This is a genomic window from Halegenticoccus tardaugens (assembly GCF_004116405.1).
Classification (GTDB): Archaea; Halobacteriota; Halobacteria; order Halobacteriales; family Haloferacaceae; genus Halegenticoccus; species Halegenticoccus tardaugens.
On sequence record NZ_SDIC01000003.1, the window covers coordinates 43327 to 65726 of the forward strand.

Genomic DNA, 22400 nt, shown 5'->3' on the forward strand with positions numbered 1-22400 from the left:
TCGGCCGTCGGCGCAGGATCCGTAAAGTGCTGTCTCAGATTCCCACGAGACGGTAAACCGCGAGAACATGTTCGCTTCGGGAAGGTCGTCTTCGCGAGAACGTCGGTGCGGCCGCGACCCGCGACGTCCCGACCGAGGTCGTCGGCGTGCGCCCGAAACCCCGCCGCGTTCGACGAGAATTCGAGGGACGACGTCACTCGATCATATGTAAAATTTCTGATATATACGGCGAGATGGCCGCGTCGTGACCCCCTCCCTGAATCCACTCAGATTTATTAACGACGAATATAATTATTAATACCGAAACCAATAAGGGGATTGGGGGAAATTTTCGCCGACATGCCATTTGCGAACACGGTACTCCAGCTCGGAGGACAAGCACCGGTCGCCGCCCTGCTGGTGGGCGTGATCACCGTCGTGTTGCTATTAGTCGTGCTGGACGTTCCGGCGTTCATCGGACTCATCCTCGCGACGTTCGCCGTCGGGCTCGTGACCCCGGCAGTCCCGCTGGGAGACGTCGCCGCCGAGACCGCCGCCTTCTTCGGCGACGGAATGGCCGGCATCGGGATCCCCATCCTGATGGCGGCGGTCATCGGGAAGTCGATGGTCGAAAGCGGGGCGGCGGATCGCATCGTTCGCGCGTTCACGTCGCTGTTCGGCGAGGGGAACACCGAGATCTCGCTGTTCGGGAGCAGTTTCGTGCTGGCGGTGCCGGTGTTCTTCGACAACGTCTTCTACCTGCTCGCGCCGTTGGCGCGATCGGCCCGTTCGCGTACCGGCGGAAACTACGCGCTGTACATCGTCGCCGTGGGCGCGGCCGGCGCGGTGACGCACGGATTCGTTCCGCCGACGCCGGGACCGCTGCTCGCGGTGGAGGAGTTCGACGCCAACCTCGGGCAGACGATCCTCGTCGGCTTGCTCGTCGGAATCCCGACCGCGATCATGGCGGGGCTGGGCTACGGGTACTGGATCAACAGGCGGATGACGATCCCGCTTCGGGACGCGATGGGAACCACGGTCGACGAGCTCGAAGACGTCGCCCAGACGCCCGTCGGTCAGCTACCCGGCGTGTTCGAATCGCTCCTCCCGATCCTCCTCGCCGTCGTGCTCGTGGGCGCGGACACCACCGTCGACACGTTCGTCGGGGAGGATTCGGCCCCGGCGGCCGTGACCAGCTTCGTCGGCGACCCGAACTTCGCGCTGACGGCCGCCGCGATCGCGGCGGCGCTCACGTACTTCCGCATCAGCGCCGTCGACAGGGAGACGTTCGCCGACGAACTGACGGAAGCGCTCAAAAGCGGCGGCAACATCGCCGCGATCACCGCCGCCGGCGGCGCGTTCGGCGTCATGCTCGAAACGGCCGGCGCCGGGGAGTACATCGCGAACGCGCTGGAAGGCGTCGGTCTGGGGCTGCTCGTGACGGCGTGGGTTATCGCCGCCGCGGTTCGCGTCGTCCAGGGATCGGCGACGGTCGCCATCGTCACCACCGCCGGGATCACGGCTCCGCTGGCCGGCGACCTCTCGGTCAACCTGGCCTATCTCGTGATGGTGATCGGTGCCGGCGCCACCTTCTGCTCGTGGTACAACGACAGCGGCTTCTGGATCGTAAAGGAGATCGGCGGCCTCACGCAGACGGAGACGCTCAAAACGTGGACCGTCGCGACCATCCTGATCGGAATAACAGGCCTCCTCAACGCGCTGGTCCTCTCGACGGTTCTCCCGCTGGCCTGACGCCCGCCGGGGACGTTTATCACGTTCCCTGACCAGTCCGGAAGCGAACATTTAACACCTCGCTCCTCGCCTGAACTCCCGTGCTCGGTAGCGTGCCCGACCTCCTGCGTTTGCTCGCGCTCCCCGCGTTCGCGTGGGCGGCCCTGCGGGACCATCGCACCCGTCGGCTTCCGAACCGCCTCTGGTACCCACTCTGTGCGCTCGGCACGGTTCTGCTCGGCTGGGAGTTGTGGGTTCACGCCCCCTTCGTCGGCTTCGCGGACCGGCTCTTTCTCGTCCGCGTCGCCGTCAGCGTGGGGCTGGTGGTCTCGCTCAGTTACGCCTTCTAGCGGCTCGGCGGCTTCGGCGGGGCCGACGCGAAGGCGCTCATGACGCTCGCCGTCCTGTTGCCGACCGTCCCGACCTACGACCTCGGGGCCGTCGCGTTCCCGCTCGTCCACGCGCCGCTCGGCGTGTTCTCGTTGACGGTGCTCTCGAACACGGTGCTCGTCGGCCTCGCGTATCCGCTCGCGCTCGCGCTCCGAAACGCCCGCGCGGGCGAGATTCGGCCGGCGATGTTCCTCGCGCGGCGACTTCCCGCCGACGCCCTCCCGACGGCGCACGGCCGCCTCTTCGAGACGCGCCGGGGGATCACCCGCAGCGGGCTCGACCTCGACGCGCTCCGGATGTACCTTCGCTGGCGCGGCGCGACGCTCGCCGACCTGCGCGCGGACCCGACGGGTCACCGCGATCCGGCGAGCGTCGGCGAAACGCACGACCCCACCGACGGGGCGGTTCACGCCGCGCCGGCGACGGACGGCGGCGTCGGCCCGGCCGAACCGGGGGCGATCGGCTCCGACGGATCCGACGGCCGCGACGTCGAAGATCCGTGGGCGGCCGCGGCGTTTCTCTCGTCGGTCGAGGGATCGGCGTACGGGACGACGCCCGACTCGCTCCGCGAGGGGCTCGAAGCCGTGACGGCCCAGGACGACGTGTGGGTGTCGCCCGGCCTCCCGTTCGTCGTTCCGATGTTCGTCGGCCTGCTCTGCGCCTTCACGTTCGGCGACCTGCTGTTCTGGTCGCTCACGGCGATCGGAGTCGTGTGATCCAAGAGCGGACGCCGTTGGCTCCAACCAACCTCCGTTCCCCCGACCGTTCCTCGGACGCCGCCCGCTAGTCACAAAGCATATCGGGAGCAACCACTTTTTTCGAGGCATGACCGTCGAGGTGGACTTCGGCGACGACGGCCTGGTCCCCGCCGTCGCACAGGACGCCGACTCCGGCGAGGTGTTGATGCTCGCGTACGTCTCCTCGGAGGCGCTCGAACGAACCCGCGAGACCGGGCGCGCGCACTACTACTCCCGCAGCCGGGACGAACTCTGGGAGAAGGGCGCGACCAGCGGCCACGTCCAGACCGTCCGCGAGGTGCGGGTCGACTGCGACGCCGACGCGCTGGTGTACGTCGTCGAACAGGCGGGCGGGGCCTGCCACACCGGCCACCGCTCCTGCTTCTATCGCACCGTCGAGGGCGAACGCGTCGGGGAGCGCGTGTTCGATCCCGAACGCGTGTACGAATCGGAGTAGCCCGCGACCATGTCCAGATCGCTCGGGGACGCGGAGGGGGCGATCCCGGAGATCGAGGAACTCGAATCCGCGGCGGAGAACCTGCGCACCGTCGAGAACGAGATCGAAGCGGTCGGCGAGGCGCGCGTCGAGGCCGTCGCGGCGGCGCACGACGGGGCGATAGACCTGCTCCGTCGATACGAGGGCTCTGCGACCGGCACCGGCGACTTCGGGGCGTACGTTCGGTTTCAGGAGTCGTTCGTCGACCTCGTCGACGATCTCGACGACGACCTGCCGGCGCGTGACGCGTTCGAGGAGGCGAACGAGGCGCTCGACCGCCGCCGGCTTCGCGAGCGCGACTTCGACCGGGCGCGGGAGACGCTGTCGGCCGCGGCCGAGGTGGCCGGTCTTCTCGACGACCGCGCGGACGCTCGCAAGCGGTTCCGGCGCGCGCGACACGCCGCGGAGGAGCGTCTCGGTGCGATCGACGAGCGAATCGACCGCCTCGAACGGCTCCTGACGCTCGGCGAGGTCGATCTCGACGCACCCGTCGAGGTGCTCCGCGACCCCATCGAGGCGTACAACGAGGCGGTTCGGGAGGCGTTCGGCGCGTTCGAGTCGGGGGCGAGCGCGCGCGACCTGCTCGACTTCGTCACGTCGACCGAGGCGTATCCGCTCGTCGACTACGACCGCCCGCCCGCGGACCTCCGGGAGTACGTCGAGTCGAATCCGGCGGGCGAAAAGCCGATTCCGAAGCTGCTCTCGTTCGCCGAGTACTCGAACTCGAAGCTCGATCACTACGTCGACGATCCCGCCGCGCTCAAGCGTTGCGTCGCGGTCAACCGAACGTACCTCCAGCGCCTGAGCGCGGAGCCGCTGACGGTGTCGTGGCCGCCGCCGTCGGCCGATCACCTGCGGTACCGCGCGCGCGAGCTGGTCGCCGTCGTCGGGCGGTTCGCGCCCGACGAGGCGGTCGCAAAGGCGCGGACCGTCCGCGATCTGACCGCCGACGCCGACCGGTACGAGCGGCTGCGAACCGCGGCCGTCGCGAGGGCCGAAGTGGACGACGACGAGCGGCGGCGGATCGAGTCGGGGGCGGTCGAATCGGAGCGCGAAACGCTCCGCGAACGCCGCGAACGCCTCACGGCGGCGCTGGAAGCGCACCCGTCGCCGGGACGGTAGGGAACAGTAGTTGGTAGTACGGTTTCTTTATTCAATCTGACCTCTGAATCGATAGCTTCGGCCCGCGTCAGAACGAGTGAGCGATAGTTCTATGTGTACCACGCGAGTACCACGATACATGAGCACGGACGCGGGCGAGAACAACGGCGAGATGGTGAAGCTCAACGTCAAAGTCCCCAAGCGGCTTCTGGAAGAACTCGACGAACTCGCCGAGGAGTTGAATTACACCAATCGGTCGGAGTTTGTCCGTGAGGTGCTGCGCGACACGACGGAGCCGATTCTGACGCCCGGGGCGCAGGAGGGCGTCTCCCAGGGGTACGCGGACGTGGCAGCGGGACGGACGATGTCGATTTCGGAAGCGAAGGACCGACTCGGCATCGAGGACGAAAGCGAGGAGTGAGGGCTGACGAGTGGTGAACGACATCGTTCTGACAGAGGCGTTCTTTTTGACGGTTGAGCAGTTCGAGACGGAAGACGCGAAGCGTGTCATCAACAAACTCGAAGACATCGGCGACTTCCCGGAGCACTTCCTCGATCGGCTGAAGAACCACCCGGGGTACAAGCTCCGAGTCGGTGACTTCCGCGTGCTGATCGACTGGGACAAGGACAACGAGACTATCTACGCCATCGACGTCTTCGAGCGGAAGAAGGAATACCGCGAACTCGGAAAATACCGCGAGGTCTGGGGGTCCTGGCGCGACGACGAATGACGGACCCGACTGAAAGGACAGAACAGTTTCTCGAAGCGGCGAGGGAGTGCGTCGAGAAGAGCGGCGGGAACGGGGTCGAACGTCTCCCCCGTACGACGAGATCCCCGAAGAAGACTGGGAAGAGGTCGCCCAGTTACTGAATCGAATCGACCCGGAGGACATGCTTGTCATCCACCGGGGCTTCCTCCGCCACCAGCACGCAAGCGGGGGCCACGGCCCGTCTGAGGTACGATTCGCCTACCCACCACTCAACGAGACGCTCTTCGAGGCTCTCCAGTCTGTGGACGAATCGGAAGAGGAGTACGATGACCCGCTGGCAGTCGCCATCGGCCAAGCACCGTTTCGCCCGGTCTACATCTCACCGCGAGTCGTTCACTCCGTCCGCAGCGCGGATTCGAGCGCGTCGCGCGCGCCGTCGGCGAGTTCCCGCGCCCGGTCGGCGTCGCGGGCCTCCGAGTAGATCCGAACCTTCGGCTCCGTCCCGCTGGGTCGGACGAGCACCCAGGCGTCCCCGTAGTCGAGGCGGTAGCCGTCGGTGGTGTTCGGCGTCGCGTCGGCCGTCGCCGCGTACTCGTCGGCGGCCGCGAGCATCGCGTCGAGTTCGCGCTCCGACCGGTACGTGAGGTTCACGCGGACGTTGTGGTAGTCGGCGTACGGGACGGCGACCTCGCTGGCCGGCCGCTCGGCGACGAGTTCGAGGAACTTCGCGCCGACGAACGCACCGTCGCGGACGAGCCGGTAGTTCGGGAAGAAGACGCCGCCGTTGCCCTCGCCCGCGATCGGGACCGACTCGCCCTCGGCCCACAGCTCGCGGATGCGGGTGATGATGTTCGTCGACCCGATGGGCGTGAGTTCGAGGGCCGCGCCGGCCGAGTCGACCACGTCGACGAGCCGCTGGGAGACGTTCACCGCGGCGACGGTCGTGTCGCCCGCGCCGAGCGTCGCCGCCGCGAGCGCCGCGAGGGAGGCGTCGCCCTCGACGTACTCGCCGCGTTCGTCGAAGAAGATGGCGCGGTCGGCGTCGCCGTCGTGGGCGATTCCCACGTCGGCGTCGGCGGTGCGGACGAGCCGACCGAGGTCCGCGAGGTTCCCCGGAACCGGTTCCGGGTCGCGGCCCGGGAAGTGTCCGTCGGGCTGGGCGTTGATCGTCACGACCCGACAGCCGAGTTCTCGGTAGAAGTCGGGGCTGGTGAGCGCCCCGGCACCGTGGCCGGGGTCGAGCGCGACGGTGAGGTCGGCGTCGGCGATCCTCCCGCGGTCGACGGTCGCGAGCATCTCGTCGACGTAGTCGCGGTTCGCGGAGTCGACCCGCACGGTCGATCCGACCCCGTCCCACGGGGCGACGTCGAAGTCCTCCGCGAGGATGTGCTCTTCGATGCGTTCGAGCCGGTGGACCGGGAGCTCGACGCCGTCGGAACCGACGAGCTTCACGCCGTTGTACTCGGGCGGGTTGTGCGAGGCGGTGATGAGAACGGCGGGAACGCCTTCGACCTCGCAGTAGCGGACCACGCCGGGCGTCGGAACGACCCCGAGCCGGTCGACGTCGACGCCGACGCTCGCGAGGCCGCTCGTCGCGGCGTTCGTGAACATGCCGCCCGTGGTCCGGGTGTCGCGGGCGACGACAGCCCGGTCGGCGTCCCAGACCGTGCCGGCGGCCTTGGCGACGCGGAGGACGAACTCGGGGGTGAGCTGATCGCCCGCCACCCCGCGCGTGCCGCTTGACCCGAATAGCTTCATTATCGGAATGTGATCGTTCCCTCGTCAAAGCCGTTCCGAACGCGCCTCGAACGCGACGCGAGCGGGAGGCGCGACGCGGGGGCGAGGGAGGTCGCCGCGTCGGTTACTCCGCGCGCAGCAGCCCGCGCTCCTCGAACTCCGCTTCGAGCCGGTGCATCGACGAGACGACCACGTCGCAAACCGGCCGAACCGCGTCTTTCGGGGCGAATCCGACCGCGAGGCCGGCGACTTCGAGCATCGGAAGGTCGTTCGCGCCGTCCCCGACGGCGGCGGTGTGCTCCATCCGCACGCCCAGTTCGTCGGCGAGTCGTTCGAGCTCGCGGTCCTTCGTCCCTTCGACGAGCGGACCCTCGACCTCGCCGGTGAGTCGCCCGCCGGCCACGGGCAGTCGGTTCGAGACGATCGCGTCGACCGACGCGCCCTCCTTCTCCAGCGCGCGTTCGACGCCGCGTTCGAACCCGCCCGTGAGGATCGCCGTGCGGTGACCGTAGTCGTTCAGCCGGCCGATGAGATCCGCCGCGCCCGGTCGGAGTTCGACCTCGCCGTACGCCGCCTCGGCCGTTTCCTCCTCCAGTCCTTCGAGCAGCCGCGCCCGCCGCCGCAGGCTCTCCGCGTAGCCGATCTCGTCGTTCATCGCCCGCTCCGTGATCTCGGCCATCTCGGCCGCGACTCCCTTCCGTCGACCGAGAAGGACCGTCATCTCCGAGTCCGACAGCGTCCCGTCGAAGTCGAACGCGATCAGCTTCATGCGCGTACCGTCGGCGTGCTCCGGTTTGAAACCTCCTGAACCGTCCGGCGGGATCGGCGATCATCGTACACGCGAACAATTGTAGAAAGAAAGGTATTAAACGGTCGGGTCGGTCGTTCGTAGCGATGGACGGGGGAGGGGCAGTACGTCGGTGGTCGCTGACGACGGCGGCCGTTCTGTTCGCGCTCGTTCCCCTCGCGCACCTCCGCGCGGTCGCCCACCCGCCCCTGGCGGTCGTGCTGGAGGGCGCGCTTCCGATCGGCCTTCTCGCCGGCGTCGCGCACGTCGGCCGCCAGTACGCGCGGGCAGAATCGGCGGCGTTCGTCGGCGCGGTGACCGGCAGGATGCTCGCGACCGTCGCCGGGGTGCAGGTGCTGAACCTGTGGACGATGACGGTCACCGTCGCGCGCGGGGGAGACGCCGCCGACCCGGCGGGAGTGACGGGGATGTACCTCGCCGCCGGCGCGGTGGCCGGGTTGTACCTCGGGGCGGCCGACGTACGGCGCGAGCAGCACGAACGGGCGCTCGCCGAGGAACGGGATCGGCTCGACTTTCTCAACGACCTGCTCAGACACAACGTGCTGAACGCGATGCAGGTGGTGATCGGCAGGGCGGAGCGGTTGCGCGAGCGACCGAACCGCGACGACGCCGACGCCGTCCTCCGGTGGGCGCGGACGGTCGCCCGACAGGTCCAGCGCATGCGCCTTCTCACGGGCGAGACCGAGCGAATCCGCCGGATCGACCTCGCGACCGTGTTGCGGCGGGAGGCGTCGAAGGCCGCGGACCGAGAGGGCGTCGACGTGACCGCCGAACTGCCCCAACGGCTGGTCGTGGTGGCCGACGAGGGCGTGAGCGCGCTCTTCGAGACGCTGTTTTCGAACGCCGTCGACCACGCCGACCTCGACCCGAAGATCGAACTGTGGGCCGAGACGACGGCCGACGACGTGACGGTCTGTCTCGCCGACGACGGTCCGGGCCTCCCGGCGGCGCTTTCGGCCGCGCTCAACGCCGGCGAGGCGGACGCCGACGTGTTCGGGTTCGGACTCCACCTCGTCGCGACGCTCGCGCGGCGGTACGGCGGGTCGCTCCGCGTCGACGAGAACGAGCCCAGAGGAACGGTGTTCCGCGTGACGCTGCCGCGCGCGGAAGATCGGTAGCCGAGACGGACGGGGGCGAGGCGCGCGTCAGCACCTCGCGCGACACGCTGTCGCACGCACTATCCGCCGTTGGAGAAACCCTTAACCGCGGGCCAACGGTCCCTATCCACATGCGGGTACTCGTCACGGATCCCATCGCGGACGCCGGCCTCGAAACGTTACGCGAGGCGGGCCACGAAGTCGAAACCGCGTACGACGTAGAGGGCGAAGCACTGCTAGAGGCGATCGCCGACGCGAACGCGCTGATCGTTCGCTCCGGAACGGACGTCACGCGCGAGGTGTTCGAGGCCGCGCCCGAACTCGTCATCGTCGGGCGGGCCGGCATCGGCGTCGACAACATCGACATCGACGCCGCGACCGACCACGGCGTGATCGTCGCCAACGCGCCGGAGGGCAACGTCCGCGCCGCCGCGGAGCACACCGTCGCGATGGCGTTTGCGGCCGCGCGGTCGATTCCCCAGGCGCACGTCCGGCTCAAGGCGGGCGAGTGGGCGAAGAAGGACTACCTCGGGGCCGAGGTCAACGGCAAGACGCTCGGCATCGTCGGACTCGGCCGCGTCGGCCAGGAGGTCGCAAAGCGGCTCGGCTCGCTCGGGATGGATCTCGTCGCCTACGACCCCTACATCGGCGAGGAGCGCGCGGAGCAGCTCGGCGCGGAGCTCGTCGAGTTCGATGAGTGTCTCGAACGCGCCGACTTCCTCACCGTCCACACGCCGCTCACCCCCGAGACCGAGGGACTAGTCTCGACCGAGGAGTTCGAGCGCATGGACGGGGGGTACCTCGTCAACTGCGCCCGCGGCGGCGTCGTCGACGAGGCGGCGCTCGCCGCGGCCGTCGAGAGCGGAACGATCGACGGGGCCGCCGTCGACGTGTTCGCCGACGAACCGATCGACGCGGACAACCCGCTCCTCGCCGTCGAGGACGTCGTCGTCACGCCGCACCTCGGCGCGAGCACCGAGGCGGCGCAGGAGAACGTCGCCACGAGCACCGCGGAGCAGGTGATCGCGGCGCTCCGCGAGGAGCCGGTGATGAACGCGCTCAACGCCCCCTCGGTGGACGAGAGCGCCTTCCCGCGCATCCGGCCGTACATCGGCCTCGCGGAGACTGCGGGGAAGGTCGCGGCGCAGGTGTTCGACGGCCGCGTCGCCGAGATCGACGTGCGCTACGAGGGTGACATCGCCGCGGAGGAGGTCGACCTCGTGACCGCGAGCGCGCTGAAGGGCGTGTTCACCCCCCTCGAATGGCAGGTCAACGCGGTGAACGCGCCGACGATGGCCGAAGAGCGCGGCATCGAGGTCGCGGAGACGAAGACCCGGCAGGCGGAGGACTTCCAGAGCCTCGTCACCGTCACGGTCGGCGACGGCGACGAGTCGGTGTCGGTCTGCGGGACGCTCTTCGCCGGCGACGACCCGCGGATCGTCCGCATCGACGGCTACCGCGTCGACGCCATCCCCCACGGGCACATGCTCGTCGCGCGCAACTACGACCGCCCCGGCGTCATCGGCTTCATCGGGACGGTGCTCGGCGACCACGACGTCAACATCGCGGGGATGTTCAACGCCCGCGAGACGTTCGGCGGCGAGGCGCTCACCGTCTACAACCTCGACACCTCGGTCCCGGAGGACGTGATCGAGACGCTCGAATCCGACGAGCGCATCATCGGCGTCCGGACGATCGTGCTGAACGGCACCGGCGAATAGTCGGTCGCGCGGCCCGCACTGTTCTCAATAATTTTCCACGGTGAGCCCGTCGACGCGTTCGAAGTGACTGTCGCGCGTGACGACGCGCGCGTCGTTGTGGCGGCAGATACCGGCGATGAGCGTGTCACCGAGGCTGATTCGGTTACCCGCATCGAGGAGTTCGGTCTCGATGAGGGCGGCTTCGCGAACCGCCGAGTCGGTTAGCGGAAGGGGTTCGATCCAATCGAGGCCGGACGCGACGCACTCGATCCCGTCGTGACCGCCGACGCGGGCGACACCCCGGTATACTTCGAAGAGCGCCAGCGACGGTGCGAAGAACGGCTTTCTCTCGTTCGCTTCGAGATAGGCCGCAGCGGTGTCCACACCGTCGAGATAGTCCAAGAGGAAACTCGTGTCGAAAGCGATCATCGGTCGGACCGCTCTCGAAGATCGGCGTCTAACTCGTTTCGGGTCTCCTCCACCGTTTCTCGGAAGTCCTCGACGTCGCGCATCGCGCCGAAACCCTTCAGCACGTCACGGTCACTTCCCGTGAGTCGAAGGATCGTGTCTGTGAAACTTTCACCCGACTGTTTGTGGTTCTTGAGCCGTTCGTACGCTTCGTCCGTAATCGTGAGGCTCTTCGTTCCCATGCATGTACGTTTAGGCGTACACCCACTTAGCTGATGCGTCTCACACTCACGCGATCGTAGATTTCGACCCTCGACGGAGGAATTTGAAACGATACCTCTCCGGCGCTTCGATCGGCGAACGAGGACGAAAGCGCGGTCAGATTCGCAGGACGAGGCGGCGGAGGCGGGCGAGAAGCGACGGGTCCGAGACCGCGTCCGGGTCCGTCCCGGGCCGATTCGCGAACGTCGCGGGGTCGTGAGCCGACAGGAGGCGTTCGTAGCGGTCGATGACGTTCTGGCGGGCGGCTTCGCTGCGGGCGAGCCGTCGTTCGAGCGATCGGACCTCCGCTTCGAGTTCCGCGATCCGGTCGGAGTCGGAACCCGGACCGGCGGTCGAATCGTCGATCGGACCGCCGTCGGTGAAGGGCGCGGTTTCGGAGCGCCGGTCGATCGGCGAGCGCGGCGTCGAGTCGCCATCGCATCCGTCCGCGCCGGTTTCTGTCAGGAACCCGTCTCGAGGCACGTCCTCACGTACGGAAGGGGCCCGTAAAAACGTGCGTCAGACGCCGTCGTGCGCGCGTCTGACGCCGGGACGTTGGTTCGAACCGTGATTCGGCCCCGGTCGCGACCCGTGTCAGCGACGGAACGCGCCGAAAAGTCGACCAAGCACCCCCGACGACGAGCCGTCAGATTCCCCGGAGAGGTGCCGGAGGACGCCGTCGGTCGAGTTCGGCACCGGTTCCGGCTCGCCGCCGGCCTCGAATGCGGCGTCGGGGTCCTTCAGCAGGTGGCCGGTCGTGAGGCAGACCACGTCCTCGTCGTCCTCGACGATCCCCTCCGCGCGGAGCGCTTCGAGGCCGGCGACCGAGGCGGCGGACGCGGGCTCGACGCCGATTCCCTCCGCGGCGAGCGCGCGCTGGGCCGCGGTGATCTCCTCGTCGGTGACGGAGACAGCCGTGCCGCCGGTCTCGCGGATGCCGGGGAGCGCCTTCGGCGCGTTGACCGGATTGCCGATGCGGATCGCCGTCGCCTTCGTCTCCACCGTGTCCCAGCGGCGCACCGAGTCCTCGCCGTTCTCGATGGCCTCGACCATCGGGGCGGCCCCCTCCGCTTGCACGCCGGTCAGCTTCGGCACGTCCCGGGGGTGCAGCGCGCCGCTCTGGACGAGTTCACGGAACGCCTTGTACAGCGCGGCGGTGTTGCCCGCGTTGCCGACGGGGAGGACGATGCGGTCGGGGTAGCGCCCCTCCGCGGCGTAGAACTCCTCCAGTATCTCCAGTCCGATGGTCTTCTGGCCCTCCAGCCGGAAGGGGTTGAGGGAGTTGAGCAGGTACGCCTCGTCGCGGGCGGCGAGGTCCTGGACGATGTCGAGGCAGTCGTCGAAGTTGCCCTCGACTTCGAGGATGCGCGCGCCGTGCAGGGCGGCCTGCGCGACCTTCCCCGCGGCGACCTTCCCCGTGGGGAGGAGCACGAGCGTCTCCAGCCCCGCGCGCGACCCGTAGGCGGCGAGCGCGGCGCTCGTGTTGCCGGTGCTCGCGCACGCGAGGCGTTCAGCGCCGAGGCGCTCCGCGACGGTGACGCCGACGGTCATCCCCCGGTCCTTGAAGCTCCCCGTCGGGTTCATCCCCTCGTGTTTGATCCTGAGTCGGTGCACGCCGACCGACTCCTCCAGCCGGGGCACGCGGTGGAGCGGCGTGTCTCCCTCGGGGAGGCTCACGCCCTCGTCGAACGGGAGGGTCGCGGCGTACCGCCAGACGCCGAGGCCCTCGAAGTCCTCCCACGTCGGGAGTTCCGCGTAGCGGGCTTCGAGCAGTCCGTCGCACTCGTCGCAGGTGTACCGGACCGTCTCGAACGGGGCAAACGCCTCGCCGCACTCGATGCACTCCAACCAGACGCCGTCGTCCGCGACCTCCGGCTCCGACGGGGCCGGCGCGGAGAGTTCCAGGCTCATTACCGGGGGGTGGGCGTCCGCGGAGAAAAGTGGGCTGGTTCGGCGGGAATCCCGCCGGGCGGTCGAAGTGCGTTGACGGCCATGCCACGTTCGGTTCGTCACCCTCACGGCGCCTCTACCGTCTCGACGATTCGATAGTAGCGTCTGCAACCGTGTGCACATCCGACCGCACGACAGCGTGGGGTCGAGCGTGTGATGACTTGCAGACGCTACGATAGTTCGGCTCCGTCCGACTCGTCGAAAAGAGTAACTCCTCAGGTCGTCCCGAACTCGTCGATCCGTTCGTGGACGGTCTCGGCCCACTCGTCGAGCGCCTCGTGGAGCATCGTCTTCGCCTCGGGAAGCGGCGTCGCCGTGTACTGGTAGACGTACCCGCCGGGGTCCAAGAGCCGTCGCTGGCGCTCGACGAGCCCCTTGTCCAGCAGCGTCGTCAGCGATCGGTTGACGTTGCTCCGGTCGCGGTCGAGGAGATCCGCCAGTTCGGCGACCGTGCTCCCGGGATTGCCGAGCAAAACGAGATACGTTCGACTCTCGTGGTCCTGAATACCGAAGACGCAGGCGAGGACGTGTTGGAAGGTCGGATCGTCCGATCCGATCAGATCCTCCATGTCTGGCGCGTCAGCCATACGCCCTGTTCGGCCATCGCGGCGATTAACCTTCTGTCTGCGCCCCCGTTTGCTGGTTCCTCCGACGATCGTCAGTCCGAACGGCCGTAGCCCATCTTGTCGATGCACGAGCGCATCTCCGCCTCGCTCTCGTGTTTGTGGAGCGTCGTGGGCGTGTCGCAGTAGTACGTCTCGCCGTCGTGGCGCAGCGTCACCTCGTGGGAGGCTCCGAGCATCTCCGTCTCGATGACGACCCGGCGACCCTCGTCCAGCGCCGCCAGAATCTCCTCGGCCGTCAGTTCTCCCGCTCTCGCGCGAAGCGGTTCCTGCATCGACCGTCCCCTCTCGCTCCGCCGTAATCACTGTTTGGCGGGAACGGAGGGCGGTACGGCCGAAGGAGGACGGCGTCGGACGGAACGGAAGGCGAAACGTCGGCAGGTCAGTTCGTCGTGCTCTTCGTGTCGGTCGGCGGTTTCGGCGGTTCGACGCCCTCGACGACCTCGACGATCTCCGTGTCCTTTTCCGTGTCGACGTGCCAGCGGTCGATCTCGTCCTCGTACTCGCCGAGGCGACGGCTGACCTCCTCTTTCAGGTCGTCGTCGTTGACGTTCACCTCGAAGATGAACGTCTCCTCGTCCTCGCCGCGGGTCGTCTTCTGGATGTTCGCGCTGACGAGTTCGTTGTCGAAGTAGTACGGCGCGAGCTGCGTCATCACCTTCCGGTACACCGTCCCCTCGACGGCGCGGATGGCCTTCCGACCGGCCGAATCGGCCGCGCGGGCGACGTAGTCGATGGAGTCCTGCCAGCGCTCTATCGCGCCCTCGTTGTCACCGGCTTCGACGCGCTCGTACGACTCGGAGAGCTTGTCGCCCGCCGTCTTCAGATCCTCGTCCGGATCCTTTCCCGCCCTCTCGCCCTCCCCCTCGTCGACGCTCGCCTGGTCTGCGGTCTTTTCGTTCACGTCCTCGCTGAGCCGCTCGTGGGTCTTCGGTCGCCACTCGTTCCACTCCTCGAACGCCTCGTCGTCGGCGTCCACCTCCTGAAGCGCGCTGGTGATGCGTTCGCCGTGTTCGACGATGTCGCCCCACGAACCGCGCTGTTTGAAGCCCGATATACTCTCTTCCATCCCTTGCGTGGGGTACGCGAGTCACGAATATAAACGTCTCCGGCCGAATGGTACCACGACTCACCGCCTCCCGACGGCTCACCGGCCCCGGACGAGTCGCGTCGCGAACGCGTCGAGCCGCCGCACGGTCCCCTCGATCCACGCCGCCGGCGAGACGGCCCGAAGCGCCGACTCGTCGACCTCGATGCGATCGCCGCGGTACGGATCTCGCCGGTCGCGGTCGTCCTCGTCGGCGTCGGAGACCGACGCGTCGACGACGGAACTCATCGCACAGCGTCCGCACGCCTCGGTTCGTTTGGCCATGGGTGTTCTCGGGTCGGCGTAGGGGAACCACACGATTAAACGTTGCCGCCGCGCGGCCCGACGGACTTTTCTACGGGGACCGGCGTCTATCCGTCCATGGGATACCGTGTCGTTCGGACCGACGAGGTCGACGCCGTCCCGGATCGACCGTGCGATCTGCGGCGGCTCTCCGATCCGGCGGGGCTCGAACGGATGGCGATGAACCGGTTCGTCGCCGAACCGGGAGAGCAGATACCGCTCGCGTACCACTACCACGGCGAACAGGAGGAGGCGTTCTACGTCCTCTCCGGGACGCTGCGCGTCGAGACGCCCGACGAGACGTACGAACTCGGGCCGAACGACCTGTTCGCCGTCGATCCCGGAAGCCCCCACCGGGCGTACAACCCCGGGGGGGCTGACAGCCCGGTCGACGTGATCGCGATCGGCGCGCCGCCGACGAGCGGCGACGCTCACCGGTACGATCCGGACGCATGAACGGGCGGGAGGTGGACGACGGCCGGGCGACGGGAGGAAAGACCGGCGGCGCGACGGGTGACGACGTCCCCACGTGGGAGGATCCGTACCTCGACCGCGTCTCCGACCGGCTGATGCACAACTACGACCTGACGCGGGACGAGGTGATCGACGGCGAGCGGTTCGACCTCTACGGGCGGATGCGGATCGAGAGCCAAAAGCACCTGTTTCACCCGGTGCTCAACTACGCGAACCACGGCTCCGAGGAACACCTCTTCGCCCGACGGGCTGGACGCGCGACGGCGAGAGAACTCGAATCGCTCGTCGACCTCGGCCACCGGCTCGGAGACGAGTGGATCGAGCCGAGCGAGGAGCACTTCAGCACGGACTTCACGTTCGCGCTCGTCGTCCCGCGGATCCCGGCGGACGTGCGGGAGTTCGTCTCCGGATTTTCGGATCGGACGCTCCTGAAGTACGGCTACTACGGTCACTACGAGATCAACCTGCTGGTGGTCGCCCCCGAGGAGGAAGCGGCGGTCGGCAGCCGCAACGCCGACGTGATCCGCGCCTTTCGGCTGTGGCGAGACGTGCCCGCCGAGTCGCCGGGCCTTTTCGCGCGCGTGTTCCGGCGGTTCGGTCGGTCCTGACGCTCGCAGGGCGGGGGTGACTCGGAGAGAAGGCGAGAAAGCGTCGAGAGGGGGGCGAGGTCGAGGCGGCGGACGGTCAGTCGTCCGACTCGGTGCCGCCGTCGGCGGCGACCTGACCGCCGGCGGCACGCGCGCGTCTGATGTTGTCGTAGCCGAGTCGAACGAGCGAGAGCGCCAGATAGACGAGGACGAGCGCGATGACGATCTGAACCGCCACGGACGCCTGCGAGGCGAGCGTTCCTTCCCCGCCGGTGAGGATGAACTTCTGGTAGAGGTTCTGATACAGCGCGAGGTACAGGAGCCCGCACACGGTGATGATCGTCATGAGCGCCATCGGGACGCCGGTGCTGATGAGCTGTTTCGAGTCGTCCCAGTTGGCGAGCCACACCGTCACGGTCAGGAGCGCCAGCGCCGCGAGGAGCTGGTTCGCGCCGCCGAACAGCGGCCAGAGGTCCTCCCACGTGCCGCTGGAGACGAGGACGTAGGCGATGGCGATCTGCACCAGCGCGTTCCCGTACCGGTTCGTCGCGGCCTTCTCGACCGACGACTCGGGTGGCCCGACGATCTCCTCCATCATGTACCGGCCGAGGCGCACCGCCGTGTCGGTGCTGGTCAGGAGGAAGCTCACGAGCACGAGCGCCATGAACGGCGCGCCGTACGCGGCCGGGATGCCGAAGCTCGTGAGCATGACGCCGCCGCCGGCGGCGAAGTTCGGCAGTGCCAGCGCGATGCCGTCGCCCTGCGCGAAGCCGACGATGGAGACGGCCGCGAGCGCGACGGCGGCGAGGAGGCCCTCGCCGAGCATGCCGCCGTAGCCGATGAGCCTCGCGTCGGACTCCTTGTTGAGCTGTTTCGAGGTCGTCCCCGAGGAGACCAGCGAGTGGAAGCCGCTTATCGTCCCGCAGGCGATGGTGATGAAGAGGAGCGGGAACAGCGGCAAGCCCGCGGTACCCATGAATCCGTAGTACGGTTCGAGGGTGATCTCGAGCGGCTGCGCCGACGTGCCGAGGAGCGTGCCGACGATGATCGCGAGGAGCGCCCCGCCGACGCCCGCGTACAGCAGGAACGACGACAGGTAGTCGCGCGGCTGGAGCAGCATCCACACCGGAAGCGCGCTGGCGAGCGCCCCGTAGATCATGATAACCGGAATCCACGCGGCGGTGTTCGCGCCGAGCGCCGCGGCTCCGGGGATCCACAGCCCTTCGCCGGAGAACAGCACGATCGTGCTCGCCGGCGCGGTGTCCGCGGTCGGCTGGAACAGCGCGAGTGGGTACAGAATGCCGAGCCACACGCCGCCGAACACGGCGGTCACGAACACGACCGTCCCCAGCACGAACGGGAGATCGAGTTGATAGAGGTAGATCCCGAAGACGAACGCCAGCGCGATGTACACGAGGCTCGCGGTCGCCGCCTGCGGGTAGGCGTTGAAGACGACGCCGACCACCAGGGCGAACACCGCGACGACGAGGATGATCGTCAAGAACGCGAACCAGAGCAGCATGTTCTTGCCGCGCTCGCCGACGTACTCGCCGATGATGTAGCCGACCGACTTCCCGTCGTGCCGGAGACTGCTCGACAGCGAGGTGAAGTCGTGGACCGCGCCCATAAGCGGGTTGCCGATGGCGATCCAGAGGAGCGCCGGAACCCAGCCCCACACCACCCCCGCGGTGATGGGACCGACGATCGGCGCGCCGCCCGCGATGCTCGAATAGTGGTGCCCCAGGAGGACGGGTTTCGTCGCAGGAACGTACTCCTGCCCGTCCTCGTACTTGTGCGCCGGTGTGGCCCGATCGTCGTCGAGTTCGACGAACTGCGTCAGGTATCGGGAGTACCCCAGATATCCGACGCTGAAAAGCGCCAGCACCGTCACGACCAGCCAGATTACCTGTACCATGTGTGCAAACCTCACTACAATCCATGAAAATAGGCCACTTAAAGCTTCGGCCTCTGTGCGCGGCCGTTGACACTCCGTCAACGCCCGATATAGATAGTGAAACGGACTAAAACGATTGTTTTCTTAGTTATATTAGTAGAAAATAGATCAGAGGTGGCTTGAATACTTTGTGGTGCTCACGCCGCCTCGACGGCGGTTTCGACGTCGAGTTCCGACGCGACCTCCGCGAGTAGCTCGCCTTTGACCTCCGAGACGCGCGTCTCGATGGCCGCGACGAGCGGTTCGTCGAACCCCTCGCGGACCCCGTCGAGGCGGTCGCGCTCCGTCGCGCGCCGTTCCCGGAGGTAGCGCGCGCCCCGACCGTTCTCGTCCGGGTCGGGCGCGGGCGTGAGCCGATTTGCGACCAGTCCGTCGACCGAGAGCCCGCGGTCGGCCAACCCGTCGATCGCCCGGCGCGTCTCCCGCACCGACAGCTCGTCGGGGTTGAACACGAGGAAGAACGACGCCTCCTCGCGGAGCGTCTCGCCCGCGAACTCGAAGAACTCCTTTCGCGCTTCGAGGCGGGCGATGATCGGGTCGCCCTCCATCATCCGCCGGGGCTGGTTGTTGCCGATCGCCGCCCGCTCGAACAGTTTGACGCTCTGTTTCCGCTTGGCCGCGAGGCGCGTCACCCACCCTTCGAGAAACGACGGAAGGGCCAAGAGCCGGAGCGTCCCGCCCGTCGGCGACGTGTCGAAGACGACCCTGTCGTAGTCGTCGGCGTCGCGCATCACCTCGACGAAGCGGTCGAAGAGCGCCGCCTCGTACGCGCCGGGCGTCTGGTGCGCCATCTCGATCTGTCGGTCGATCTCGTTCACCATCGCCGGGCTGACCTGATCCGAGAGGGCGCGCTTCGTCTCCATCAGGTGGCGTTCGAGTTCATCGTCGGGGTCTATCTCCATCGCGTGCAGGTTCCTCTCGCCCTCGACGGGTCGGGGCGCGTCGTCGAACCGCTGGTCGAACACGTCGGCGGTGCTGTGGGCCGGGTCGGTCGAGACGACGAGTGTTTCCAGCCCCGCGTGGGCGCACTTGAGCGCGTACGCGCAGGAGACGGTCGTCTTGCCGACGCCGCCCTTCCCGCCGAAGAAGACGAACTTGCGCATCGTCAGAAGTGGTACTGGTGGCCCTTGCGCTCGAGGAGCGACCCGCGATCCCACATCCGCCGCTCCCACGCCTCGAACTCGTCTTCGAGGTACGGGAGCAGTTCGGCGGTGTAGTAGGAGACGGGGCTCGGGATCCCGAACGCGTCGGGGAAGCACGCGAGCATGAACGTGTCCTCCACGTCCTCGGCCTCCGATTCGATCTTCTCGTAGGCCGGATGGGCGATCATCCCGTGGTACAGCCCGCGCAGCCACTCTTCCACCACCTCCCTGAACGCCGCGATGCGCGCTTCGAGCGTCATGCGTTCGCACTCCCCGTCTGGCGGGTAAAAGGGTGTCGCTCAGGATCGTTCGACAGGGATTCATTACCGCCGGCCGCCTCGGACGGCACATGAGCCGCGATTCGATCCCGGTGACGATCCTCAGCGGGAGCCTCGGGGCCGGGAAGACGACGCTCCTCAACCACCTGCTTCGGAACGCGGGCGGGACGAACGTTGCAGTGCTCGTGAACGACATGGGCGAGATCAACGTCGACGCCGAACTGGTGTCCGAGGGGTCGGATCTGTCGGTCGACGACGGAATCACGGAGCTGTCGAACGGCTGCATCTGCTGTGAGCTCCGGGACGACCTGAACGCGGCGGTCGTCCGCCTCGCCCGCGATCGCGACTTCGACCACCTCGTCGTCGAGTCGTCGGGCATCAGCGAGCCCGGACCGGTCGCCCGCCTCTTCACGACCGGGTCGCAAGCCGCGGCGCTCTACGCGATCGACTCGCTCGTGACGGTCGTCGACGCCCGCCTGTTCTACGACGCCTTCGGGGAGGAAGGCCGCGCCGAGCGGAGCGTCGAGCGCGACGGCGACGAGACGCGGCCGCTCTCGGACCTCCTCGTCGAGCAGGTGGAGTTCTCGAACGTCGTCGTCCTGAACAAGCGCGACCTCGTCTCGGAGGCGGAGCTGCGGACGGTCGAGGAGATCGTCGCGACGCTCCGACCCGACGCCGAGATCGTCCCGGCCACGTTCGCCGAGGTGGGGGTCGACCGGCTGCTCGGGCGGAACCTGTACGACCCCGCGACCGCCGCCGAGGCCGCGGGGTGGAAGCGGGCGCTTGCCGAGTCGGACGGCGCGAACCGCGACGATCGCGCCGCTCACGGTGAGCACGATGAGTACGATGATCACGGCCACCCGGGCCACGAACATCACGACCACGCGCACCCGGACGAGGTGTACGGGGTCACGTCGTTCGTCTACCGGCGGCGTCGACCGTTCCATCCCGATCGGTTCGCCTCGTTCCTGACCGCGCTCCCCGAGTCGGTCGTTCGCTCGAAGGGGACGTGCTGGATCGCGGGCCGCGAACAGCAGGTGCTGCTCGGGCAGGCCGGGCCGTCGGTCAGGGTCGAGGCCGCCGGACCGTGGATCGCGTCGCTCCCCGAACTGGATCGGGAGCTGTACCGGTCGAACCGGCGCACCGTCGAGTGGGACGACGAGTGGGGCGACAGGCGCACCGAGCTGGTCGTCATCGGTCGCGAGATGGACGAGGACGCGCTCGTCGCGGCGCTCGACGACTGCCTCCTCTCCGACGACGAGATGGACGCCGACTGGGGCGATTTCGAGAACCGCTTCCCGGCCGAGCAGGGCGAGGAACGCGCGCTCGTCGAGCCGTAGCGGGATTTCGATCGCGCTCCGCGCTCACTCCACGTCGGCCGCGAGCGCGTCGAGCGCCCGCTCGATCTCCCCCCGGCGCTTCCACGCGGCGATACGGTCCGTCACCGCCGCCGCGGGCAACCCCAGGCTCACGGTCGAGCGCATCGTCACGCTCGACCCCTCGTTCTCCGGCGCGACCGAGAGCCGCGTCTCCATCGCGTCGAACGGGCCGCCCTCCTGCGCGTAGGAGAGTCCCTCTTCGCGCGCCTCGAACCGGAACGTCAGTTCGAGGCCGCGAGCGCCGGCCGTCACGAGCGTCGTCCCGTCGTCGCGCTCGTCGACGGCGCGCACGTCGAAGCTCCCCTCGGACTCGACGACCGCGGCCGGAGAGAGCGTCCGCTCGACGACCGTCGGCGGGGCTCTCACGAACCGCGTCGCGCGCACCTCGCGCATCGCTCGCGCTTTCGGCCGACGGTACAAAAACGCCGCGAGTCCGCCGATCGGGCCTCGACCGTCCGGACGTACCGAACGAGCCGGTCGATCGATCGGCGGTCGGACGGCCGATCGAATCGCGGTCGGGCGACCGATCGAATAGTCCGTCAGTCGTCGTCCGACGCGCCGACGCGGTACGTTTCCGCGCCGTCCTCTTCGACGCGCGTGAACGACCGGAGCTCCGGCTCCTTCACCGTGTAGCCGAGGAGGCTGCCGAACCCGTTGGTCTTCGGGTGGAGGCCGACGCCGCTGCCCGCGCCGACGACGCCGGGCGCGTCGCAGTCGAGGTGCTCGCGCCACCACTCGGCGTCGAAAAAGAGGCTCGCGATCTCCATGTGCTTCACGTCGTGCGTGAACAGGTACCCCTCGCGGTCGAGCAGCGGCCAGAGGTGTTCGAGACAGGTCTCCGCGGACCGGCGGAGGCCGACGTCGAGGAAGGCGAGCGCGACCGGCTCGTCGAAATCCGCCATCGTCTCCTCGAAGTACCCCTTGCGGAACTCGCACGCCGAGACGTCGCCGTAGGCGGTGACGTTGCGCCGAACCGTCCCGAGCGAGCCCCGCCACGACCCCTCGTCGTAGGTGTGGACCTCCTTCGATCCGATGAGGACGTGCGCGCGGTCGACGTCGGTCGGTTCCGGCATCCCCTCGAACGAGTCGAACACCACGAGTTTGCGGTCGCACGCGCCCGCCGCGAGTGACAGGTTCGCCGTGCTCCCGCCCATGTAACAGCCGCACTCGACGACGACGCCGTCGCGCTCGGGCGGGAGGTTTAGGATCTGCGTGGCGATGATCAGGTGCTCGACGAACGACGATCCGGTCGGGATCCGGGTGTTGTTCAGGAGCATCCGGCCGGCCAGTTCGCACTTCTTCGTGAATCCGACGCCGTACGCCGCTCCGGTCTCGCGGGCGAAGTACTCGCCGAGAACGACTGGCGTGCTCAGCACGAGCAACGCCAGCCGGTACAGCTTGGCGAGCGTCGCGACCGCGTTCCGTCCACTGCGTTCCATACCGGAGTCGCTCGGTTGCGCCGGGTTTT

General features: G+C 68.1%; 25 protein-coding genes and 1 pseudogene. 11 read left to right on the top strand and 15 right to left on the bottom strand.

Features of this window, described 5'->3' with window-relative positions; all coding sequences use genetic code 11:
* Window positions 1-339 precede the first annotated feature (339 nt).
* The 6 genes and pseudogenes from C3L37_RS07800 (at window position 340) to C3L37_RS07825 (ending at window position 5165) form a co-directional block, all read left to right on the top strand.
* Window positions 340-1731, top strand: coding sequence for a GntP family permease (locus C3L37_RS07800; protein WP_129114057.1), 1392 nt, complete (start codon window positions 340-342; stop codon window positions 1729-1731).
* Between the two features lie 80 nt (window positions 1732-1811).
* A pseudogene (locus C3L37_RS07805) lies at window positions 1812-2816 on the top strand (prepilin peptidase).
* A 109-nt stretch (window positions 2817-2925) separates the two neighbouring features.
* Complete coding sequence (gene hisI / locus C3L37_RS07810; protein ID WP_129114058.1) at window positions 2926-3294, top strand: phosphoribosyl-AMP cyclohydrolase; 369 nt, start codon at window positions 2926-2928, stop codon at window positions 3292-3294.
* Window positions 3295-3303: 9 nt separating this feature from the next.
* Complete coding sequence (locus C3L37_RS07815) at window positions 3304-4455, top strand: DUF7118 family protein (RefSeq protein ID WP_129114059.1); 1152 nt, start codon at window positions 3304-3306, stop codon at window positions 4453-4455.
* Between the two features lie 118 nt (window positions 4456-4573).
* Window positions 4574-4855, top strand: a complete 282-nt coding sequence (locus C3L37_RS07820) for a ribbon-helix-helix protein, CopG family (RefSeq protein WP_129114060.1) — start codon at window positions 4574-4576, stop codon at window positions 4853-4855.
* A gap of 10 nt (window positions 4856-4865) precedes the next feature.
* Window positions 4866-5165 carry a type II toxin-antitoxin system RelE family toxin gene (locus tag C3L37_RS07825; RefSeq protein WP_129114061.1) on the top strand — a complete coding sequence of 100 codons (300 nt, stop codon included), beginning with the start codon at window positions 4866-4868 and terminating at the stop codon, window positions 5163-5165.
* A gap of 372 nt (window positions 5166-5537) precedes the next feature.
* On the opposite strand, the gene glmM is transcribed toward C3L37_RS07825, so the two are convergent.
* Both glmM and serB read right to left on the bottom strand, forming a co-directional pair.
* Window positions 5538-6902, bottom strand: a complete 1365-nt coding sequence (gene glmM / locus C3L37_RS07830; protein WP_129114062.1) for a phosphoglucosamine mutase — start codon at window positions 6900-6902, stop codon at window positions 5538-5540.
* Between the two features lie 103 nt (window positions 6903-7005).
* A complete protein-coding gene (gene serB, locus C3L37_RS07835) occupies window positions 7006-7650 on the bottom strand; it encodes a phosphoserine phosphatase SerB (RefSeq protein WP_129114063.1) in 645 nt (214 codons plus the stop codon).
* A 125-nt stretch (window positions 7651-7775) separates the two neighbouring features.
* Here serB and C3L37_RS07840 point away from each other — a divergent pair, with 125 nt between their 5' ends.
* Window positions 7776-8807 (top strand): sensor histidine kinase, encoded by a 1032-nt coding sequence (locus C3L37_RS07840; protein ID WP_129114064.1) that lies wholly within the window; start codon window positions 7776-7778, stop codon window positions 8805-8807.
* Window positions 8808-8917: 110 nt separating this feature from the next.
* Entirely contained in the window at window positions 8918-10507 is a 1590-nt protein-coding gene (gene serA, locus C3L37_RS07845; protein ID WP_129114065.1) for a phosphoglycerate dehydrogenase, read from the top strand.
* Window positions 10508-10531: 24 nt separating this feature from the next.
* Here the strand turns inward: serA and C3L37_RS07850 are convergent, their stop codons facing one another.
* From C3L37_RS07850 to C3L37_RS07885, 8 genes are all read right to left on the bottom strand, one after another.
* Window positions 10532-10915 (bottom strand): type II toxin-antitoxin system VapC family toxin, encoded by a 384-nt coding sequence (locus C3L37_RS07850; RefSeq protein WP_129114066.1) that lies wholly within the window; start codon window positions 10913-10915, stop codon window positions 10532-10534.
* Window positions 10912-11136, bottom strand: coding sequence for an antitoxin VapB family protein (locus tag C3L37_RS07855; RefSeq protein ID WP_129114067.1), 225 nt, complete (start codon window positions 11134-11136; stop codon window positions 10912-10914). Before C3L37_RS07855 ends, C3L37_RS07850 begins: the two co-directional genes overlap by 4 nt.
* A gap of 136 nt (window positions 11137-11272) precedes the next feature.
* The gene (locus C3L37_RS07860; protein WP_129114068.1) at window positions 11273-11638 is read right to left on the bottom strand and encodes a hypothetical protein; all 366 of its coding nucleotides are present in this window, start codon (window positions 11636-11638) and stop codon (window positions 11273-11275) included.
* Between the two features lie 111 nt (window positions 11639-11749).
* The gene (gene thrC, locus C3L37_RS07865; RefSeq protein WP_129114069.1) at window positions 11750-13066 is read right to left on the bottom strand and encodes a threonine synthase; all 1317 of its coding nucleotides are present in this window, start codon (window positions 13064-13066) and stop codon (window positions 11750-11752) included.
* Window positions 13067-13320: 254 nt separating this feature from the next.
* On the bottom strand, window positions 13321-13692 hold the full coding sequence (locus C3L37_RS07870) for a helix-turn-helix domain-containing protein (RefSeq protein ID WP_129114070.1): 372 nt from the start codon (window positions 13690-13692) through the stop codon (window positions 13321-13323).
* Window positions 13693-13763: 71 nt separating this feature from the next.
* Complete coding sequence (locus tag C3L37_RS07875) at window positions 13764-14003, bottom strand: hypothetical protein (protein WP_129114071.1); 240 nt, start codon at window positions 14001-14003, stop codon at window positions 13764-13766.
* A gap of 107 nt (window positions 14004-14110) precedes the next feature.
* Window positions 14111-14797, bottom strand: coding sequence for a DUF5828 family protein (locus tag C3L37_RS07880; protein ID WP_129114072.1), 687 nt, complete (start codon window positions 14795-14797; stop codon window positions 14111-14113).
* A gap of 78 nt (window positions 14798-14875) precedes the next feature.
* A complete protein-coding gene (locus C3L37_RS07885) occupies window positions 14876-15100 on the bottom strand; it encodes a hypothetical protein (protein ID WP_129114073.1) in 225 nt (74 codons plus the stop codon).
* Between the two features lie 96 nt (window positions 15101-15196).
* Between C3L37_RS07885 and C3L37_RS07890 the strand changes: the two genes are divergently transcribed.
* A complete protein-coding gene (locus C3L37_RS07890) occupies window positions 15197-15574 on the top strand; it encodes a cupin domain-containing protein (protein ID WP_129114074.1) in 378 nt (125 codons plus the stop codon).
* A complete protein-coding gene (locus C3L37_RS07895; protein ID WP_129114075.1) occupies window positions 15571-16200 on the top strand; it encodes a hypothetical protein in 630 nt (209 codons plus the stop codon). Before C3L37_RS07890 ends, C3L37_RS07895 begins: the two co-directional genes overlap by 4 nt.
* A gap of 76 nt (window positions 16201-16276) precedes the next feature.
* Here the strand turns inward: C3L37_RS07895 and C3L37_RS07900 are convergent, their stop codons facing one another.
* From C3L37_RS07900 to C3L37_RS07910, 3 genes are all read right to left on the bottom strand, one after another.
* Window positions 16277-18094 (bottom strand): carbon starvation CstA family protein, encoded by a 1818-nt coding sequence (locus C3L37_RS07900; RefSeq protein WP_129114076.1) that lies wholly within the window; start codon window positions 18092-18094, stop codon window positions 16277-16279.
* Between the two features lie 176 nt (window positions 18095-18270).
* Window positions 18271-19236 carry an ArsA family ATPase gene (locus C3L37_RS07905; protein ID WP_129114077.1) on the bottom strand — a complete coding sequence of 322 codons (966 nt, stop codon included), beginning with the start codon at window positions 19234-19236 and terminating at the stop codon, window positions 18271-18273.
* A gap of 2 nt (window positions 19237-19238) precedes the next feature.
* Window positions 19239-19535, bottom strand: a complete 297-nt coding sequence (locus C3L37_RS07910; RefSeq protein WP_129114078.1) for a hypothetical protein — start codon at window positions 19533-19535, stop codon at window positions 19239-19241.
* 89 nt (window positions 19536-19624) lie between these two features.
* Here C3L37_RS07910 and C3L37_RS07915 point away from each other — a divergent pair, with 89 nt between their 5' ends.
* The gene (locus tag C3L37_RS07915) at window positions 19625-20893 is read left to right on the top strand and encodes a GTP-binding protein (RefSeq protein ID WP_129114079.1); all 1269 of its coding nucleotides are present in this window, start codon (window positions 19625-19627) and stop codon (window positions 20891-20893) included.
* Window positions 20894-20917: 24 nt separating this feature from the next.
* On the opposite strand, the gene C3L37_RS07920 is transcribed toward C3L37_RS07915, so the two are convergent.
* The gene (locus tag C3L37_RS07920) at window positions 20918-21325 is read right to left on the bottom strand and encodes an SRPBCC family protein (RefSeq protein WP_129114080.1); all 408 of its coding nucleotides are present in this window, start codon (window positions 21323-21325) and stop codon (window positions 20918-20920) included.
* 146 nt (window positions 21326-21471) lie between these two features.
* Window positions 21472-22371 carry a TylF/MycF/NovP-related O-methyltransferase gene (locus tag C3L37_RS07925; RefSeq protein ID WP_129114081.1) on the bottom strand — a complete coding sequence of 300 codons (900 nt, stop codon included), beginning with the start codon at window positions 22369-22371 and terminating at the stop codon, window positions 21472-21474.
* Window positions 22372-22400 lie beyond the last annotated feature (29 nt).